Here is a 19,344-nt window from a genome sequence, read left to right on the forward strand (position 1 = left end):
TAAAATACTACTAATGTGGATTGATTTATTTTACTAGACCTATTTAACACCAGAACGTGTTGAATTAACTTTTGAAATGCCTTTGGTAGAGATTATATTTGATTTTTATGATAGATTAAAAACCTTTTGAAAGGATATGCTTCTTTTGATTACCTCTCAATAGGAATGAAAGTATCTAAATTAGTACGTTTAGATGTATTATTAAACGCACAACCAGTAAATGCCCTTTCTACATTAATACACACAGATAACGCTCATAATATTGGTAAAAAATTGTGCAAAAAATTAAAAGAACTTATTCCTAGACAACAATTTCATATTCCTATTCAAGCAGCAATAGAAGCAAAAATTATTGCTAGAGAAACCGTAAAAGCACTACATAAATATGTAACTGCTAAATGTTATGGTGGAGATATTTCACTTAAACGTAAGCTTCTAGAAAAAAGGTAAAAAATGTATGCGTCAAGCTGGTAATGTAGAAATACCTCAACAAGCATTTATGGCTGTTTTAAAACTTAATGATTAGAAAAAACAAAGCTATAATTTTGTTTTTTTTAATAACCTAATTTGCCATAGTACTTACTTTAAAAAAGAATTAAAAACCTCTAAAACCTTGCATTTAGAACAATAACAAAGACTCTATTGAAATACATTGAGTTATTCTTAATATTAATCTTTTTTATTTTAAAAAAACCAAAACTTCTAAAACTTACTGCGTATTTGATAATAATTTATACTATAGTGATATTTATTAAACTATTAATAGTATATAGGTTTTTTTTATAACAATCATTTAATACTTTTGTGAAAACTATAAAAATATTAATTATGATTAAAATTTTACACTGTTGCTTGGCTTTTTTTGCATTTAATGTTATGAGTGGTCAAGTATTTTCTGAAGACTTTTCCGGTCTTACAAGCACTAGTACTGGAAACAATTTTTCTTTAGATGGATGGAATCAAACAAGAAACACAAGTGCTGATTTTGCAAATGGATATTCGGTAGATGATGGTGGCGCTTGGCTAAGAGATGGTTTTAATAATAATGGAACCACAGGAGCGATTAGAATTAACATGACTAATAATGTAAAACGTGATTGGTTAATTTCACCATATATAGATTTATCTACCACACCTACAACCGGGAGTTATGTTATTGAGTGGGACATGGCATTTGCAAATAACAACAATGGAACAACATTTCAAGAACTAAACGCAGGAGATGAAATTAGATTACTTATCTCAGTAGATGGTGGAAACACATTTAGCTCATTAGCTTATTTTGATAGTAATTCTGTTATACAAGATGGAGGAGAGACATTCTCTATAGAATTATCTGATAACTCTTACTTTGTTGATGAAGTACAAATTGTATTTTGGGCATATGAAGGAAATGTAACTACTAATGCTACAAATGTATTTGTAGATAATATTAAGATAACTGATCAAGCGCTATCTATAACAGATTTTACTGAAACAGAAAGAATAGCTTTATACCCTAACCCTACTTTAGATAATTTATATGTAAAAGATACAGATATAGAAAAAGTTGAAGTTTTTACACTTTTAGGAAAGAAAATAGATGTAGAATACAACAATGCAACTATTTACACCTCTGCACTAACCACTGGTACATATATCGTCCATTTAACAAATAAAAACGGTTATACGCATACTAGCAAGTTTATTAAAAACTAAATAGTATATACCTATTTAAATCCTAATAGAAGCAGTTATTTTAAAAGTAACTGCTTTTTTTATGTCTTGCGCAAACCAGTATGAAAAAACGTTCCTAAGCGTTTTAAAATAATCAAAACATTTTATTTTATTATTAAACCCAAAAAGATTCCTGCAACAGGAATCTTTTTGGGTTACTTATATTAGCAATACATAAGCCAATACTTATTGTTGTTTTAACAAACAATTATTCCTCATTAGAAACCTTCTCTACATCATAAGGTTTTCCTAGATACACTAACTTATAGCCTTCTCCTATATCTTCTGCCTTTGTATCATAAACAGAAATAATATGAAGCTCTCCTTCGTCATCTTTCAAAAATAACGGAATTTTATATTTATCCTTACTTGCCAACTCTATAAGGTTCGCGTAATGCTTAGCATCCTCTATTTCTAGCTCTTGTATTGCTGGATATTTACGTGTTACCTCGGTAAGATTAATATAATCATCTGTAGGAGAGAACAAGCCTTCTTTAGGGCTTTTCTCTGGAGAATTCATTTCATCTGAAGTTACCAAACGGTAGGACCCATTTTCACCAAATTCTTTACTAAACTTTTCAATTACATAGGCATTAATATCCGAATTTCCAGTCATCGCCATTATATAGCCCACATCATTCAACTCAATATTATCAGAAAGCGTATCTGAATAGATATTACTATTTAAGGCTTCTAAACCTAATTCTTCTGCTTTGTCTAAATTATTTTGATTACTATCTATAAGTACAACATGTCTTCCATTATTTACCAAATAATGCCCTAATAATCGTGGTAATTTAGAAGCGCCCACAATTAAAATACCATTCGATTTTTTTAGAAATACACCTACTAAACGAGCAAATATTCTTGCTGTAGTGGCATTTAATAACACCGTACCTAAAACAATCATAAACACTAGAGGCGTAATATACTCTGCTCCTTCTACCCCTTGTCTTATCAATTTACTTCCAAATAAAGAAGCAATACCCGCAGCAACAATACCACGTGGCCCTACCCAACTAATAAAAAGTTTTTCATTAAATTTTAGTTTCGATCCTGCCGTACTTAAAAAAACGGCTATAGGCCTAATAATAAACACTACAACAGCAAAAAGAACAGCAGTATTCCAGCTATATAACAATAATAAATCGGCTATATTTATATTGGCTGCTAAAAGTATAAACAAGATAGAAATTAGCAATACACTTAAAGATTCTTTAAAGTAAAGAAGCTCTTTTATGTTTTCAAGTTTACCGTTTCCTAAAACCATTCCCATTACAACTACAGCTAGTAATCCAGACTCATGTGCAAATACTTCAGACTCTACAAAAACAAGTAAAACGGTTGAAAGAGAAACCACATTAAGAAGATAATGCGGAATAAATTTTTTATTAATAGCAAATGCTAATGCGTGTGCAAAAGTAAACCCGAAGGTAGTACCAAAAAGAATAATTTTACCAAATTCTAAAAGTGCATTTTTAGTAAATCCTGCTTCGCCACCTACACTAATAAACTCAAATACTAAAACGGCAACCAAAGCTCCTATTGGGTCTATAAGAATACCTTCCCATTTTAATACTGCCGAAACATCTTTTTTTAACGGAATGTTTCTTAAAATTGGCGTTATTACCGTTGGACCAGTAACTATAATTAACCCTGAAAATAAAAAAGACAATTCCCAACTTAACTCAAAAACTAAATGTGCAACAATTCCTGCTCCAAAAAAAGTAACCGCAGAGCCTAAGGTAATTAGCTTGGTTATTACAGGTCCTACATTTTTAATTTCAGACCTTTTTAAGGTTAAACCTCCTTCAAAAAGAATGATACTTATAGCTAAAGACACAAAATAGTACAACCCTTCACCAGGAAATAAGCCTTTTGTACCATTCCAAATAGGTTCAATCCATTTTGTACCATCATCGCTTAAAAATTCTGCTGCGATAGGACCTACCAATAAACCTATTAAAATTAAGGGTAAAATAGCTGGTATTTTAAATTTCCAAGCAAACCATTGGGCTAATATTCCTAAAATAATAATTCCTGCTAATTCTAACATGCACTAATTTTTGTTTGTGAAAATACTAAATAATCAATTAAAAGAGTCATCTATTTGTAATATAGCTTTTAGCTTTTTTTAAATTGCTCTATTACTAAAATTGTAATTAGGTATTAAAAAGTCTCGGTATTACATCCTTTTTGTACTCAAAAAAACACTTTGTATTGCTTTTACTGCTTTAAAATGCATTATTATTTATCAAAATTGACTAGCTAAAAGATTAAAAATTTAAAAAAATTAAAGCAACTATATTATGAATTTATTTTATGAAAAGTTATTTCTTAATAAATTCTTAACACTTTGCATCATTTGCTAGCTATTTAGTAATTTGCATGCTTATGAAACTATATCCTATAAACGCAGGAAATTTTAAATTAGATGGAGGAGCCATGTTTGGAGTGGTACCAAAATCTTTATGGACCAGAACCAACCCTGCAGACGCCAACAATATGATTGATATTGCAGCTAGATGCTTATTAATTGAAGACGGAAATCGCCTAATACTCATTGATACTGGAATGGGTAACAAACAAAGCGAAAAATTTTACGGTTATTACCACCTTTGGGGAAATGACTCTATTGATAAATCACTAAAAACACATGGTTTTCATCGCGATGATATTACAGATGTTTTTATGACGCATTTACACTTTGACCATTGCGGCGGAAGCATACAATGGAATAAAGACAAAACAGGCTATGAACCTGCTTTTAAAAATGCGCATTTTTGGAGTAATAAAAACCATTGGCAGTGGGCAACACAACCTAATAAAAGAGAAAAAGCTTCCTTTTTAAAAGAAAACATTCTTCCTATGGAAGAAAGCGGTCATCTAAAATTTACAGAGTTACCTGAAGATGTTATTTTAAAAAATTCTGCTTTAGGTTTCGATATTTTTTTCGCAAACGGACATACCGATAAACAAATGATTCCTATGATTAATTACAAAGGAAAAACCATTTGTTTTATGGCAGATTTATTACCTACTGTTGGCCATTTACCAATACCTTTTGTTATGGGTTATGACACAAGACCTTTGTTAACTTTAGACGAAAAAGAAAATTTCCTTAACCTAGCAGCAGATAATAATTATTACTTATTTTTGGAACACGATGCAAACAATGAAATCATTACCGTAAAACATACCGAAAAAGGCGTAAGACTAGATCGTGTTTTTACCAGTAATGATATTTTTTAAAAACTAAAACTTATTTATGAAAATTATTAAACCTTATTTACTAGCAGGTAGCTTAGCGCTTGTTTTAGCTAGCTGTGGTGGTGGAGCAGAAATTTTATCTACACCAACAGAAAATATTGATAATGTTGCTTTAAAAGTAGCAGATTTAACAGAAAACGAAAAACACACCTGGGGACATTTAGATATTGTAGCAGATACAATACCAGGAATGAGTGTTGATAAAGCGTACACTGAATTATTAAACGGAAAAACCGGTAAAACCGTAATTGTTGCAGTTATAGATTCTGGTATTGATATAGATCATGAAGATTTAGATGGTGTAGTATGGACCAACACCAAAGAAATTGCAGGAAACGGTATTGATGATGATAAAAACGGTTATGTAGATGATATACATGGTTGGAATTTTCTTGGAGACGCTTACAATGAACAATTAGAAAAAACCAGAATTATTGCTTCTGGTAATGGTAATGCAGAAGTACAAGCAGATTATGATGCAGATTATCAAAAATATTCTGGTTATAAAATGCAATATGAGCAAATTTACCAAAGCTTAATAGCTGCAGACGAAGCTGTTGCTGAACATTTAAATAACAAAGACTATACTTCTAAAGATTTAAATTCTATTACTACAACAGATGAAACCTTAACAAATCATATAACTGTTTTAAAACAAGTGTATGGTTTTGGTTTTGAAAATACTGCTGCTGCTAAAAAAGAATTAAGTGGTGCTTTAGAAAGTATTAATGATATGCTTAACTACAATTTAAACAAAGAGTTTAATGGTAGATTAACAGGAGATAATCCAGACGTTTTAAACGATAAACCTGGCTATGGTAACGGAAACGTTAAACCTGTAAAGAAAAGCGAAAGTCATGGTACACACGTAGCTGGTATTATTGCTGCAGAACGCAATAATGGTAAAGGTGCAAATGGTGTTGCTAATAATGTAAAAATTATGAGCTTACGTGCTGTCCCTAATGGAGATGAGTATGATAAAGATATTGCTTTAGCTATTAGATATGCTGTAGATAATGGTGCAACTGTAATAAACGGAAGTTTTGGTAAATACTACTCTCCACATAGTGACTGGGTTAGAGATGCTATTGCTTATGCAGGAGAAAACGATGTATTATTTGTTAATGCTGCTGGAAATGAAGGTGCAGATTTAGATGCAGTAGCAGTATACCCAAATGATCAAGTTGCTAACGGACCAGAAGTTTCAAATACATTTGTAACTGTTGGTGCTTTAGCTCCTAAATATGGTTCTAGTATGGTAGCTGGTTTTTCTAACTACGGAAAAATTAATGTAGATGTTTTTGCTCCTGGTGCAAAAATATACTCTACAACACCAGAAAATGAATATGATACTAAAGGAGGAACTTCTATGGCTGCTCCTGCTGTTGCAGGTGTTGCTGCTTTAATTCGTTCTTACTATCCTAAATTATCTGCAGAACAAGTAAAACAAATTTTAATGGATTCTGGATTACCTGTTAACCAAAAAGTTGTAGTTGGTGGTGATTCTAGTGACATAAGAAATTTTAATACTTTAACAAAATCAGGAAAAATGGTAAATGCATACAATGCTTTAATTATGGCACAGCAATTATCTAAATAATACTAACAAACATAAAAAGGCATCAAATTACTTGATGCCTTTTTTATTTAATATTTATACAAATGAAAAAGATTTTTCTTGTTGCACTAGGTATCACACTTGTTTCTTGTGGTTCTACAAATAGTGTTTCATCTACTCCAGAAACACCAACAACTCCTGTTAATACGGTTTCTAATTCTACCTATTGGCAACAACATGTAGATTATAATATGGATATTGATATGGATGTTAACAAGTATCAATACCAAGGAACTCAAAATTTAGTATACACCAATAACTCACCAGATGTTTTAACAAGAGTATACTATCACTTATTCTTTAACGCCTTTCAACCAGGAAGTGAAATGGATGTACGCTCACGTACTATTCCTGATCCTGATAGAAGAGTTGGAGACAGAATTAGCAAATTAAGCCCTGATGAAATTGGTTATATTAAAGTTTCATCATTAACACAAAACGGAACCGCTTTAAACTACCAAACGGTGGGTACAGTTTTAGAAGTAGATCTAGCAAAACCTATTCAGCCAGGAGAAAAAGTAACTTTTGACATGGTTTTTAATGCACAAGTTCCTGTTCAAATTCGTCGTTCTGGAAGAAATAATGCCGAAGGTGTTGCTCTTTCTATGACACAATGGTACCCAAAGCTTGCAGAATATGATTTTGAAGGTTGGCATGCAGACCCTTATATTGGTAGAGAATTTCATGGTGTTTGGGGAAATTTTAATGTAAACCTAACCATTGATAAAGATTATGTAGTTGGTGGTACTGGGTATTTACAAGGAAACCCAGAAATAAAAGGAAACAAAAAAACACTTCGTTTTAAAGCACCAAATGTACATGATTTTACTTGGGCTGCAGATCCTGATTATATTCACGATACTATGCAAGTGCCTAACGGACCATTATTAAATTTCTATTACAAAAAAGATTTACCTGCAGAAAACTTACAATCTTGGAAAGATTTACAGCCAAAAACAGTAGAGCTAATGCAGTATTTTTCTGAAAACATTGGTACATACCCTTATGATCAATACTCTGTAATACAAGGTGGAGATGGAGGTATGGAGTATGCTATGTCAACACTAATTACTGGTAAACGTAGTTTTGGAAGTCTTGTTGGTGTAACAGCGCACGAATTAGCTCATACGTGGTTTCAGTTTTTATTAGCTTCAAACGAGTCTAAACACGAATGGATGGACGAAGGTTTTACTAGCTATATTAGTGATCATGCTATGAATGCTATTATGAATGCAAATAAAGAAAACCCTGCTTCTGGAGCGTATAGAAGCTATTTTGGTTTGGCTTTGTCTGGTAAAGAACAACCACAAAGTACACATGCAGACCGTTACAATTATAATGCTGCTTACGGAGCTTCTGCATATAGTAAAGGGGAAGTTTTTATGGCGCAATTAGGCTATATTATTGGTGAAGAAAACTTAAAAAAAACCATTAAAAAATATTTTAATGATTTTGCATTTAAACACCCAAGACCTATAGATATTATTCGTTCTGCAGAAAAGATTTCTGGGTTAGAATTAGACTGGTATTTAATGGATTGGACACAAACTACAAACACCATAGATTACGCTGTGAGTACTATTGAAGGAAATAAAGTAACACTTGAAAGAATTGGTTTAATACCAATGCCTTTAGATGTTACTGTTACTTATACAGATGGTACTACAGAAGCTATGTATATACCATTACAAATGATGCGTGGTGAAAAACCAACAACAGCTACCATTAAAGCAGATTGGGCTTGGGCATATCCTACCTATACTTTTGAAACTTCTAAAGAAGTAAGTAGCGTACAAATAGACCCAAAAGAAATGATGGCAGATATTAATAAAGAAAATAATAAAAAGTAAATTATATCTTTATTTCCTTTTTTAAAAAACCACTTAATACTTTATTAAGTGGTTTTTTTAATACCATTGTTGATCTTTATACATTTCTGTTTTACTAACACGCTCTCTGTTATAAAGCTTTAAGTGTGTTGCATCTGCTTGTTTGTTTCTGTAACCTAGTAAATGAAATATAGATTTTGCAAAAAAACGAGTAACTTTTAAATTTACAATAAGCGCATTTTTGTTTGTGTTTTCCCAAAAAATACCAGGAAGTATTACTAATACATTATCTGCTTTAATGCTTCTTAATACTGTAGATAGTTTTAAAAAAAATGGCGCAATTTCTTTTATTATAAAATAACCCTCCTTACCTTTTTTTTGATATAAAGGCATGAAAATCTTTGCATTGTATTTTGAAAAAATGAGTTGGTTATTACTTGTTGCTAAAACGGTTTTCTTTTTAATATCTTCAAAGCTTTTAAAACCTTCTTTCATTTTAAAAATTTCATCTTGCTTTATAGTATGTAAATAAACAATTTCAAAAACCTTATCCTGTTTTTTAGATACAACTTTTAGTTGGTTATAGTATTTTGTGTAATCTTTACTATTACTACTATCTATGGCATTTGTAAAAGCCAAGGTTAAATAAATAAAAGAAATACAATTTACGATAGCTTCTTTTTCTTCATGCTGTCCAGACTCAAAACCTAAAGAAACATAACCTAGTTCATTAATATAACTTAACATAGGACCATTAAGATACTCTTCAATACCTAACACAATAGGAACAGGAAATTGAGAGGAGAATTTTCTGTTTATTATAGCATCATTAATGGTTATAAAAGGTAATGTTTTACTGGAGGTTGTATGAAAATCTATAAAATAAAATGGTCCTGAATCATTTTCAATAATACGATGTAATACTGCAAACAATTCTTTTTGTTCTTTTTCTTCGGCATTTAAAGTTGCCTTATGTGGTATGTTTTTAAGTTGTTCGCTTGTCCAAATTCTATTTAAATCTTCGTCTAAATATCTTTGGTTTTTTTCTAAGGCTTTTAGGTTTCCTAATATGCCATAGACGGTTCCGTTAATAGTTTCTTCTGAAAATTCTTTAAACACTTTTTTAAGCGCTATAACACCTGCTTTTTCATTACCATGAATGCCAGCAAAAAAAACAATAGTTGGTCCCTTTTTTACACCTTGAATTTTTCCAATAATTCTATTAATTATTGTTGTTTTTGTTATTGATTTATTTTTAATTAGGGTCATTAGTAGTAAAATCTTTTGTGGTTATAATGCCTATTAATGTTTTGTTTGAAACTACTGGTAGGCAACTTATATTATGTTTTTGCATTAGCTTTTTAGCCTCTTCTATGCTTGTATCTTTTGTTGTTGTAATAACATTTTCTTTCATAAAATTTTGAACCGATTTGGTACTTTCTTCAATTTCATCTAAGTGTGTTTTTACATCAGACCAACTCAACAATCCTACTAAATCTTTTTGATTGTTAATAACTGGCATGTGGTGAATATTTTTCCATTGCATCATATGCAATACTAGCTCTAAACTATCTTTTTTATCTACTGAAAAAATATCGGTATTCATGATATGAGATACTTGTTGTTTTATAGAAAAGGAAGCATTTATGTCTTTATTTAAAACATTCCAAGTTGAAATAGGATACTCTTTTTCTTGTTTTAAGTACATGTTTTCTGTTAGTATTTGAAGCGCTTCTGCACGTTTTTTAGTCTGTAAAAGGTTTCTGTAGCTTTTTGTAATCCAATCAGATCCATTTAAAGACTGTATTCTATTTTCAATAATAGTTAGGTAATATTCTACATCTTTAGGTAAAACTCCCATGCTATAAAGTCCTTTATAAGCCATTGGTAATAGTTCATTTAACAGTAAATCTTGACAAGAAATAATGTTACCATTCCATTTAAATTGCGTGGCCATTCCGTATCTAGCAGCACTAAAAAAATTAGCTTTAGCATCTTTAAAATCCATAGTTTCATGAATATTTTCATACTTTTTAGGTTTGCCAGTCATAACACCAACCCAAAACATCATGTTTGCAATTTCATCTGTAGTCGTAGGACCAGAAGGAATATATCTATTTTCAATTCTTAGGTGTGGTTTTTCGTCGCCAACGCCATAACAAACCCTGTTCCATCTATACACAGTTCCGTTATGCAGGCTTAATGCTTTTAGTTTAGGAATTTCACCATGTTGCAACATTTCTACACTATCTTTTTCAAAAGTACAGGTAACCAAACTCCTAAATCGCGAAATATTATCTTTAAAAATATCTGTAATTGTTCCTGTTTCCCAATGGTTACCAAAACTTACTCTAGATTGTTTTTCATGTAATAAAAAAGAATTTGCTCTAGTATCTACACTTTGCGTAAATAGGGCTATTCTAGTTTCGCTCCATAATTCTTTTCCAAATAAAAGAGGAGCATTGGTACAAATACTTAAAATAGGTCCAGAAATGGCTTGTGCCCAATTATAACTGTCTATAAATTCATCTGGATTAATTTGTAGATGCGCTTGAAAACTAGTGTTACAGCCTTCTAACATTACAGAATCATGGAGTAAATTTAACTCATCTACACCTTTAATATGAATATGAAAATCTTGTTTTCTAGATTCTTTAACCGCTTCATTTAATACCATATATCGCTGTATTGGCGTCATATTTTCTATACCAATATGTTTTGTTGAAAGAGTAGGTAAAATACCTGTTAATACAATTTTAGCCTTGTGTTTATCTGCAACAGTCTTTGCTTTTTTTAATAGCATTTTTAATTGCGTGTGTAATGCAGAAAAACAATTGTCTTTTAACTCAAAAGGATCTAAATTAATTTCTAAGTTAAAGTTGCCAATTTCGGTAGTAAAATGTGCATCATTAATATCTTTTAATAACGCTAAAGCATTTCCTTTGGGTAAATATTCATTATCTACAATACAAAACTCTTGCTCTGCTCCTATTCTAATAGGTGATTTTTCAATCATACCACTAGAAATCATAAGGTCTAAAGCTTCTAAATCTTTAGTGAGTTGATGAATGTAATTTGCTTTATCTTTTTTTGTAGTTAATCTAGTAACGTGTAAATTTCCCATAATATGTAACTTAAAACTTTATTATTCATTAAGTTACAAAAAATACTAGATAAAAAATATGAGTAATATCATACTTTAATTTATGGTGTATTATGGTTAGTAATTGGTATTTTTGTATACTTACTAGCTTATATGAAATGTACCTATAACAAATCTGAAAAACTAAAAAGCGAAAAGCTGATTACCAAACTTTTTACTGAAGGAAAATCGGTTTCGGCATATCCTTTACGTCTTGTATATTTAGAAACTACATTTACAGAAGCCGTTTCTGCAAAAACTGGTGTTTCTGTACCTAAAAGAAATTTTAAAAAAGCAGTAGACAGAATTAGAATAAAACGTGTCATGCGTGAAGCATACCGACTTAACAAACAAAATGTTTTTAACAACATTACAACACAATTTGCGTTTATGATTTTGTACATTGGTAAAGAAAAACCTTCTTACAATCAGGTAGAAAGTGCTACAAAAAAGGCGTTCAACAAGTTTTTAGCTAAACATACGGAAAACAAATAAATATAGAAATCATGAAATTTTTAACATCGCTTTTACTGCTTATACTACCTTTAGCATGTTCTAATTCTAGTAAAAGTAGCGATGCTAATTATGACTATATAGAATCTTCTGAAGTGATTTTAGAAGAGATGAAAGCACCAACACAAAGCTTTGAATCTGTACCAGAAAGCATAGACCAAAAGCTTATAAAAGAATCTTATTTACGTTTTCAAACCCAAGATTTAAATAAAACCTACCAACAAATTATTGGAATTGTAAAACAAAATAAAGGGTTTATACAAGATGATAACTCTAGTAAATCTTACAATACAATCACTAGAAATTTAATTATAAGAATGCCTGCTGATGGTTTTCAAAAAACCATAGATTCTATAAGTAATCATGTTGCTTTTTTTGATGCTAAACGCATTTCTTCAAAAGATGTAACCGAAGAATTTATAGATATAGAAGCGCGTTTAAAAGCAAAAAGAACATTAGAAACAAGATATTTAGAGTTACTTTCTCAAGCTAAAAATGTAAAAGAAATTTTAGAAATTGAACGCCAACTCGCTTCCATTAGAGAAGAAATTGAAGCCAAACAAGGAAGATTAAAATACCTACAAAATAAAGTAGCATTAAGCACTTTAAATATTGAATTTTACAAACAAACCGCAGAAAGTGGTGTAAGGGTTTCTTACGGAACAAAAATGGGTAATGCTATTACATCTGGATTTAATAGTATATCCTTATTTTTTCTAGGACTTTTACATATTTGGCCTTTTTTACTTATTTTAGGTTTTGCTCTATTTTTCTTTAAAAGATGGCTTAATAAGAAAAACAAAAAATAATGCACATGAAAACATTACTTAAAAAAAGAATACTTATTCCTGTTTTTGCAGCAACCATACTTTTTACAGGATCTGCATTTAAAAATGATTTTTTTGAAATTGCTAAGCAGATTGAAATTTTTACAACCTTGTTTAAAGAAATAAACATGAATTATGTAGATGAAACCAATCCTGGAGATTTAATGGATGCTGCCATTAAAAGTATGCTTACTAATTTAGACCCTTATACACGTTTTTACAATGAGCAAGATGTAGAAGCAGAACGTATAAAACGTACAGGTGATTATACAGGCATTGGTGCAAATGTTAGAACATTAAAAGATAAATTAATTATTATAGAACCTTATAAAGACTATCCTGCAGACAAGGCTGGTTTAAAAGCTGGTGACCAAATAATAAAAATTAACAATGTAGCTATTACAGACTATAAAGAAGAAGCTGGAGACTTATTAAAAGGTGCAGCAAACTCTACTGTAACTGTAACCTATTTACGCCAAGGAAAAGAAAATACAGCAACTATTAAGCGCTCTGAAATAGAAATTAATGCTGTACCTCATTTTTCTATGATTGATGCTAAAACAGGCTATATTGTATTAAGTAAGTTTAATACCAAAACAACTAGCCAAACGGCTTATGCTTTAAAAGATTTAAAAGCCCAAGGAGCAGAACGCATTATTTTAGATTTAAGAAACAATCCTGGAGGTTTACTACGTGAAGCTATAGGTGTTGTTAACCTTTTTGTACCAAAAGGCCAATTGGTAGTTACCACAAAATCTAAAGTAAAAAAATACAACAAAACCTATTATACTAAAAATGATCCTTTAGATACAGATATACCTTTAGTAGTTTTAATAAACGGTTCTAGCGCTTCTGCAAGTGAAATTGTTTCTGGTTCTTTACAAGATTTAGACAGAGCTGTTATTGTTGGTTCCAGAAGTTTTGGTAAAGGTTTGGTACAAAGACCAAAAAGCTTAACCTATGGTACCCAATTAAAGGTAACTATTTCTAGATATTATACACCTTCTGGTAGATGTATACAAGCTTTAGACTATTGGAATAGAGATGAAGATGGCAATGCAGTACGTGTAAAACAAGAAAATTATCATGCCTTTAAAACCAAAAATGGTAGAAAGGTTTTTGATGGTGGTGGTGTTTTTCCAGATGAAGATTTAGCTTTCACTAAAACCTCTCCAATAACCAAAGCTGTTAATAATGAATTTTTAATTTTTGATTTTGCAACAGACTATTATTACAAAAATAATATTGAAGATATTCAAAGTTTTAAATTAACAGATGCAGATTTTTCAAGCTTTAAAAACTTTTTAAATTCTAATAATTTTAATTTTGAAACCGAAACCGAAAAAGCCCTTTCTGAAGTTTTAATGCAGGCAGAAAAAGAAGAATTAGATACTGCTATTAGTAAAGATTACAACACCTTGTTAACTAATTTAAACAAATCTAAAAGCAAAGCAATAGACCAAAATAAAGACCAAATTCTTGGCTTATTAACAGACGAAATTGTAAAACGTTATACTTACAGAGAAGGATTATATGAATACTATAAAACACATAATCTAGAAATTGAAAAAGCAACTGAAATTTTAGCAAACCCTTCAAAATACGCAAGTTATTTAAAATAAAAACTTGTATATTTAAACCTCAATTTTCTAGAAAGCTTCTAGAAACTTTATATTATAATGAAAAAAACAGTTATTTACCTATTCCTTTTTTTAGGTTCTTTTTGTGCTTTGGCTCAAGAAAAACTAAAACATGAAGTGTATTTTGAAACCGATGATTTTCACGTTTTATCTACCGAAGAAAATAGATTGTTATTATTCATTTCTGGATTAGATGGTATTGCTATTGAAAAGATATCTATTTATGGTTTTTGTGATGATAGAGGAAGCCAAAATTATAATTTATCCTTATCACAAAAAAGAGCAAACGCCATAAAAACAGTGTTTTCTAATAACGAAATAGACGAATCTTTAATAAGTAATGTAGATGGTAAAGGAGAAGTTTTACTAAAAATAATAAAAGAAGACCAGATAGATAAAATTAGAGGCTTAAACCGTAAAGTAGAAATTATTGTAACCAAACAACTACCAAAAAAGAAAATTGAAGAAAAGCCTAAAGACACCATACCTAGAGCAAAAAACGAAAAAACTACGCAAGATATTGCTAATGGTAATGTACAAGAAGGAGATAAAATACGATTAGATAATATTTACTTTAAAACAGGCTATCCAACGCTTGTAAAAGACTCTAATAATACCCTTAAAGAAATAGCTGCTATATTAGTAGAACAAGACAATGTTTACTTTTCTATTGAAGGGCATGTATGTTGCACACAAAACTCTAGAGATGCCGTAAATAGAAAAACAAACAAGCGCGATTTATCTTTAGCCAGAGCCAAATTTATTTATGACTATTTATTAAAAAAAGGAGTAAGTAAAAGACGTATGCGCTATATTGGTATGCGTAGAAAGTTTCCGCTTGGTGGTGATCCTAAATATGATAGACGTGTAGAAATTTTAATAACTCACGTTGCCGAAAAACGCTAGTTTTTCAACATACCTATATGTGGTATACCATCTTCAAGGTACTCCTCTCCTATTTCTTTAAAACCTAAACTATTATAGAATTTTTTTAAATAACATTGCGCTGAAATTTTAATGGTTTCTTCACCATAATATTCTTTTATAGCTGCTATAGAAGCTTTCATAATAGCAAAACCATATTTATGTTTTCTTTGGTTTTCTGCAACTACTACTCTACCAATACTAGCTTCTTTAAAATATAATCCTGGTTTAAAAATACGTGTATAAGCAACTATTTTATCTGCTTTAAAACCTATAACATGTAAGGCTTTTTGATCTTTTCCATCAATATCCTGATATACACAATCTTGTTCTACCACAAAAACTTCGCTTCGTAGTTGTAAAATACTATAAAGCTCTTGTATTGTTAATTCATTAAAGGTTTTAGTTACTATGTTAAGCATAATTTTAAATGGTAGTTTAAAAAATAGATTAATCCTGCACAATTACTTCTTTAGGATCTTCTTTATTATATTCTGGTTGTATGGTTACATGGTTTATATTAAAGTTCTCCTGTAATATCTTTTCTATATCTAAAAGTAAAGTATTAAATGCAGTTGTTGATATATCTTCTTTTAGGTCTAAATGGGCTTCTAAATGTAGTTCATCATCACTTAAGTTCCAGATATGAACATGGTGTATTTTTTTTACTTTTGGTAGTTTATTAACAACACGAACTACTTCTTTTATATTAATATCATCTGGAGTAAAAAGCATCAACATTCTGGTAGATGTTTTTAATAAATCATAACCTACCCAAATTAAATACAAAGCAATTAATAAAGTTAATAGACTATCTACCCAAAAAATTTGGTAGTATTTCATTAACAAACCACCTATTAACACAGCAACGCTAGCCAACATATCTGTAAGTAAATGCAAATATGCAGAACGCATATTGATACTATTTTTGGAATCGTTTTTAAGTAATAAAACACTAAATCCGTTACCAACAATAGCAATAATAGATAACCAAATTACTAATCCTGATGCTACTTCTTGCGGATTTTGAAAACGTTTAACAGCCTCAATAATTAATAAAATTGCTACTATTACTAAGGTTGAAGCATTAATAAAAGCGGCAAGAATTTCTGCTCTTTTATAACCAAAAGTTCTATTAATAGAAGCTTTTTGTTTGGCTAATTTTGCAGCAACATAACTTACTATTAAAGAAATTACATCGCTAAAATTATGTAAAGCATCACTTAGTAACGATAAACTTCCAGAAATTAAACCACCAATCACTTGGGCTGTAGTAATTAGTATATTTAAAAATATAGTAATTAACAGTTTTTGACCTTTTACGTCTTTGTGATTATGTGTGTGGTTATGTGCATGGTTCATTTTAACAACTAACTGGTATTTTATCTACTCTGTTTTGATGACGACCACCTTCAAAAGGAGTTTCTAAAAAAGTATCTACCATAGCAATAGCTTGTTGTACTGCTGTGTAACGTGCAGGAATACAAATAATATTAGCATTATTATGTTGTCTGGTTAATACAGTAATTTCTTTGGTCCAACAAATACCAGCGCGTATTTTTTGATGTTTATTAGCAGTCATTGCTACACCATTTGCGCTTCCACAAATTAAAATACCAAAATCTGCTTTTTTACTTTCTACATCTTCTGCTACTGGATGTACAAAATCTGGATAATCTACACTTTCACTACTATCTGTACCGTAATTTTTTACTGTATGTCCTTTTGCTTCTAAATGTTTAATTATTGCAAATTTATAATCGGTTCCTGCGTGATCGTTTCCTATGGAGATAGTCATTTTTGTAGTAATTAAATGGGTTTCTTTTTTAACAGCATAAAGGTACTAAAATTAAAAAAGCCTTGTTATAAAATGAAACAAGACTTTTAAAAAATTTATGGGATAGCTTCGTTTACTTTTTCATAATCTTTTTTATAGTTTTTCCGTGATCGGTATATACTAATGCAAAATAATAACCAGCGCTAAGATTAGATAAATTAATAGTAGTATTTGTAGTTGTTAACAACTGCTTTCCTTGCAGATTTACAATAGTAACCTCTTGTAAAATTTGATTGCTTTTTAAACCAATATGCAAGTTATTAACCACTGGATTTGGATACATACTAATGGTATTCAATTGGTTTTCAGTAGTACTTAAAGTTTCACAATCCGTACTAAAAACCACAGAAGAATAATTAAAATTTGTCCAATTAGCAGTAGAAAATACTTCATCATCTACACTAGCACAATCTATATCTACATTATACAAACTAAAACTAGTAATATTAGTATTGTTTCCATTTCTTAAATCTAGGCTACCAATAGTAGAATTATTAAAAGCAACAGTAGTTAAATTGGTACTATTAGAAAGATCTAGATGATCAACAGAAATACCTTCTAAATAGAAACTTTCTATATCTATTAAATTGCTTGTGTCTAAATTTGTTAATGTATTCCCATCATAGGAAATAATAGTATTAATTTTAGTACAATTAGTTAAATTAATAGTATTTAAATTACTAATCCACCTAAAAGTTAATCTTTCTAAATTGATACAATTGCTTACATTTAAATCTTGTAGATTACTATCAAATACACCAAAATTTATTAATGCTGGATTATTACTTAAATCTAAACTATGAATAAAAGTTTCATTAATATTAATATTACTTAAAGAAGTACAACCCGCAACATTTAAGGTTTGTAAATAAGATTCATTTGCTCTAATAGTAGTTAAGGAAGTTAAACCACTAACATCTAAATGTGGTAAATAACTTTTATACATATCTATGTTTTCTAAGGAAGTACAAGTACTTAAATCTAAACTATTCAGTCCGGAAATTTTAATATCGAGATCTACTAATCCGCTACAACCAGTAACATTTAAGCTTTCTAAAGTATAATTTAAAGCGAGATCTAAATTTTGTAAAGCAGTTAAACCGCTTACATCTAAATGTATTAAGTTGGTATTATTTACAGAGCTTAAAGAAGTTAAGGTTGTAAAATCTCGAATTCCCGTCATATCCGATATATCGGTATAAGAAACATCTAAGCTATTAACAATAGCTACATCGCTTGTTAATACTTGTCCGTCAAGCGTTCCTTCACTATCAATGGCCTGATTTATTAAAAATTGTTCAAAAGCAGAATCTGGAATAGCTGTATATTGTGCATGTATTTGATACATACATATAATACTTAATAAGAAAGTGTACATTTTTTTCATGAGTTAATAGTTTAAATTAGACGTAATTTATTTTCCTGCTTTTAAACAGATACTATTAACATAGTTTTATAAAGTATAGAGAGAAATGTAAATATAATAAAAAAGTTATAACTATTTGATTTTATGATAGTTATATTTTATAAAAAACTAAAATAGAGTAATTAACAATAGTCTTAATAACTTTTAAAATACTAGTTATAACTTGTTAATATCTTCTTATTGTTTTTTAAAACTTTTATTAGGATTATTCATTAAAATTTACAATCCGTAACGTTTAGTTAACATGCAAATAAGTTAACCTTAATTTTTTGTAAACTTATTAGCACTTAAACATCAATTTTAAACGTAAAAAAATAAAATACTTATTAAAAATTTTATGTGAATAGTAGTTATTAACAGTTGTTAATAGCGAATATAAATCCTTTATAAATGAAGCTTTTATAGAACTAATAACTTGTTAATAGAGTACTTTTATAAAAAAATCAAACTAAAATATTAAAAAGTTATACCGTTATTAACAAGCAATAATAAACAGTATTATTTTTTTAAATTTTTAAAAGAAAAAGATGATTATATATATATATGTGGATAACTACTTTTTTTAGATTTAACTTTAAGTAAATATCCATTTAATATTAAAT

Annotated in this window: 15 protein-coding genes and 1 pseudogene; 9 read left to right on the forward strand and 7 right to left on the reverse strand. The window is 29.8% G+C overall.

Going from position 1 to position 19,344, the window contains the following annotated elements:
- Positions 1 to 37 precede the first annotated feature (37 nt).
- Positions 38 to 526 (forward strand): annotated as a pseudogene (locus KO494_RS00455) (elongation factor 4); the annotation flags it as partial.
- 302 nt (positions 527 to 828) lie between these two features.
- The gene (locus tag KO494_RS00460) at positions 829 to 1,698 is read left to right on the forward strand and encodes a T9SS type A sorting domain-containing protein (RefSeq protein ID WP_215965616.1); all 870 of its coding nucleotides are present in this window, start codon (positions 829 to 831) and stop codon (positions 1,696 to 1,698) included.
- A gap of 226 nt (positions 1,699 to 1,924) precedes the next feature.
- On the opposite strand, the gene KO494_RS00465 is transcribed toward KO494_RS00460, so the two are convergent.
- Positions 1,925 to 3,772, reverse strand: a complete 1,848-nt coding sequence (locus KO494_RS00465; RefSeq protein ID WP_215965617.1) for a sodium:proton antiporter — start codon at positions 3,770 to 3,772, stop codon at positions 1,925 to 1,927.
- 338 nt (positions 3,773 to 4,110) lie between these two features.
- Here KO494_RS00465 and KO494_RS00470 point away from each other — a divergent pair, with 338 nt between their 5' ends.
- The 3 genes from KO494_RS00470 (at position 4,111) to KO494_RS00480 (ending at position 8,454) form a co-directional block, all read left to right on the forward strand.
- Positions 4,111 to 4,968, forward strand: coding sequence for an MBL fold metallo-hydrolase (locus KO494_RS00470; RefSeq protein ID WP_215965618.1), 858 nt, complete (start codon positions 4,111 to 4,113; stop codon positions 4,966 to 4,968).
- A gap of 16 nt (positions 4,969 to 4,984) precedes the next feature.
- Positions 4,985 to 6,586: a S8 family serine peptidase gene (locus KO494_RS00475; protein ID WP_215965619.1), complete on the forward strand. Its 1,602-nt coding sequence runs from the start codon at positions 4,985 to 4,987 to the stop codon at positions 6,584 to 6,586.
- A gap of 62 nt (positions 6,587 to 6,648) precedes the next feature.
- Positions 6,649 to 8,454: a M1 family metallopeptidase gene (locus KO494_RS00480; RefSeq protein WP_215965620.1), complete on the forward strand. Its 1,806-nt coding sequence runs from the start codon at positions 6,649 to 6,651 to the stop codon at positions 8,452 to 8,454.
- Positions 8,455 to 8,511: 57 nt separating this feature from the next.
- Here KO494_RS00480 and KO494_RS00485 read toward each other — a convergent pair whose 3' ends face one another.
- Both KO494_RS00485 and KO494_RS00490 read right to left on the reverse strand, forming a co-directional pair.
- Positions 8,512 to 9,702, reverse strand: a complete 1,191-nt coding sequence (locus tag KO494_RS00485) for a succinylglutamate desuccinylase/aspartoacylase family protein (RefSeq protein ID WP_215965621.1) — start codon at positions 9,700 to 9,702, stop codon at positions 8,512 to 8,514.
- Positions 9,689 to 11,557: a CBS domain-containing protein gene (locus KO494_RS00490; protein WP_215965622.1), complete on the reverse strand. Its 1,869-nt coding sequence runs from the start codon at positions 11,555 to 11,557 to the stop codon at positions 9,689 to 9,691. The genes KO494_RS00485 and KO494_RS00490 overlap by 14 nt, the downstream gene beginning before the upstream one ends.
- A gap of 132 nt (positions 11,558 to 11,689) precedes the next feature.
- Between KO494_RS00490 and KO494_RS00495 the strand changes: the two genes are divergently transcribed.
- Genes KO494_RS00495 through KO494_RS00510 form a run of 4 tightly spaced genes read left to right on the forward strand, consistent with a single transcriptional unit; the run spans position 11,690 to position 15,461 of the window.
- A complete protein-coding gene (locus tag KO494_RS00495) occupies positions 11,690 to 12,070 on the forward strand; it encodes a ribonuclease P protein component (RefSeq protein ID WP_215965623.1) in 381 nt (126 codons plus the stop codon).
- 11 nt (positions 12,071 to 12,081) lie between these two features.
- Entirely contained in the window at positions 12,082 to 12,897 is an 816-nt protein-coding gene (locus tag KO494_RS00500; RefSeq protein ID WP_215965624.1) for a DUF4349 domain-containing protein, read from the forward strand.
- 5 nt (positions 12,898 to 12,902) lie between these two features.
- A complete protein-coding gene (locus KO494_RS00505) occupies positions 12,903 to 14,537 on the forward strand; it encodes a S41 family peptidase (RefSeq protein ID WP_215965625.1) in 1,635 nt (544 codons plus the stop codon).
- Positions 14,538 to 14,594: 57 nt separating this feature from the next.
- Positions 14,595 to 15,461 carry an OmpA family protein gene (locus tag KO494_RS00510; protein ID WP_215965626.1) on the forward strand — a complete coding sequence of 289 codons (867 nt, stop codon included), beginning with the start codon at positions 14,595 to 14,597 and terminating at the stop codon, positions 15,459 to 15,461.
- Here KO494_RS00510 and KO494_RS00515 read toward each other — a convergent pair.
- From KO494_RS00515 to KO494_RS00530, 4 genes are all read right to left on the reverse strand, one after another.
- On the reverse strand, positions 15,458 to 15,901 hold the full coding sequence (locus tag KO494_RS00515; RefSeq protein ID WP_215965627.1) for a GNAT family N-acetyltransferase: 444 nt from the start codon (positions 15,899 to 15,901) through the stop codon (positions 15,458 to 15,460). The genes KO494_RS00510 and KO494_RS00515 overlap by 4 nt on opposite strands.
- A 28-nt stretch (positions 15,902 to 15,929) precedes the next feature.
- Entirely contained in the window at positions 15,930 to 16,841 is a 912-nt protein-coding gene (locus KO494_RS00520) for a cation diffusion facilitator family transporter (RefSeq protein WP_215965628.1), read from the reverse strand.
- A gap of 1 nt (position 16,842) precedes the next feature.
- On the reverse strand, positions 16,843 to 17,277 hold the full coding sequence (gene rpiB / locus KO494_RS00525) for a ribose 5-phosphate isomerase B (RefSeq protein ID WP_215965629.1): 435 nt from the start codon (positions 17,275 to 17,277) through the stop codon (positions 16,843 to 16,845).
- Positions 17,278 to 17,389: 112 nt separating this feature from the next.
- Entirely contained in the window at positions 17,390 to 18,703 is a 1,314-nt protein-coding gene (locus KO494_RS00530) for a T9SS type A sorting domain-containing protein (RefSeq protein ID WP_215965630.1), read from the reverse strand.
- Positions 18,704 to 19,344 lie beyond the last annotated feature (641 nt).

This window comes from Lacinutrix sp. C3R15 (assembly GCF_018860825.1).
Taxonomy (GTDB): Bacteria; Bacteroidota; Bacteroidia; order Flavobacteriales; family Flavobacteriaceae; genus Oceanihabitans.

Coding starts and splice junctions, on each gene's coding strand:
- KO494_RS00460 (WP_215965616.1), top strand. CDS start 829: ATGATTAAAATTTTACACTGTTGCTTGGCTTTTTTTGCATTTAATGTT.
- KO494_RS00465 (WP_215965617.1), bottom strand. CDS start 3,772: ATGTTAGAATTAGCAGGAATTATTATTTTAGGAATATTAGCCCAATGG.
- KO494_RS00470 (WP_215965618.1), top strand. CDS start 4,111: ATGAAACTATATCCTATAAACGCAGGAAATTTTAAATTAGATGGAGGA.
- KO494_RS00475 (WP_215965619.1), top strand. CDS start 4,985: ATGAAAATTATTAAACCTTATTTACTAGCAGGTAGCTTAGCGCTTGTT.
- KO494_RS00480 (WP_215965620.1), top strand. CDS start 6,649: ATGAAAAAGATTTTTCTTGTTGCACTAGGTATCACACTTGTTTCTTGT.
- KO494_RS00485 (WP_215965621.1), bottom strand. CDS start 9,702: ATGACCCTAATTAAAAATAAATCAATAACAAAAACAACAATAATTAAT.
- KO494_RS00490 (WP_215965622.1), bottom strand. CDS start 11,557: ATGGGAAATTTACACGTTACTAGATTAACTACAAAAAAAGATAAAGCA.
- KO494_RS00495 (WP_215965623.1), top strand. CDS start 11,690: ATGAAATGTACCTATAACAAATCTGAAAAACTAAAAAGCGAAAAGCTG.
- KO494_RS00500 (WP_215965624.1), top strand. CDS start 12,082: ATGAAATTTTTAACATCGCTTTTACTGCTTATACTACCTTTAGCATGT.
- KO494_RS00505 (WP_215965625.1), top strand. CDS start 12,903: ATGAAAACATTACTTAAAAAAAGAATACTTATTCCTGTTTTTGCAGCA.
- KO494_RS00510 (WP_215965626.1), top strand. CDS start 14,595: ATGAAAAAAACAGTTATTTACCTATTCCTTTTTTTAGGTTCTTTTTGT.
- KO494_RS00515 (WP_215965627.1), bottom strand. CDS start 15,901: ATGCTTAACATAGTAACTAAAACCTTTAATGAATTAACAATACAAGAG.
- KO494_RS00520 (WP_215965628.1), bottom strand. CDS start 16,841: ATGAACCATGCACATAACCACACACATAATCACAAAGACGTAAAAGGT.
- rpiB (WP_215965629.1), bottom strand. CDS start 17,277: ATGACTATCTCCATAGGAAACGATCACGCAGGAACCGATTATAAATTT.
- KO494_RS00530 (WP_215965630.1), bottom strand. CDS start 18,703: ATGAAAAAAATGTACACTTTCTTATTAAGTATTATATGTATGTATCAA.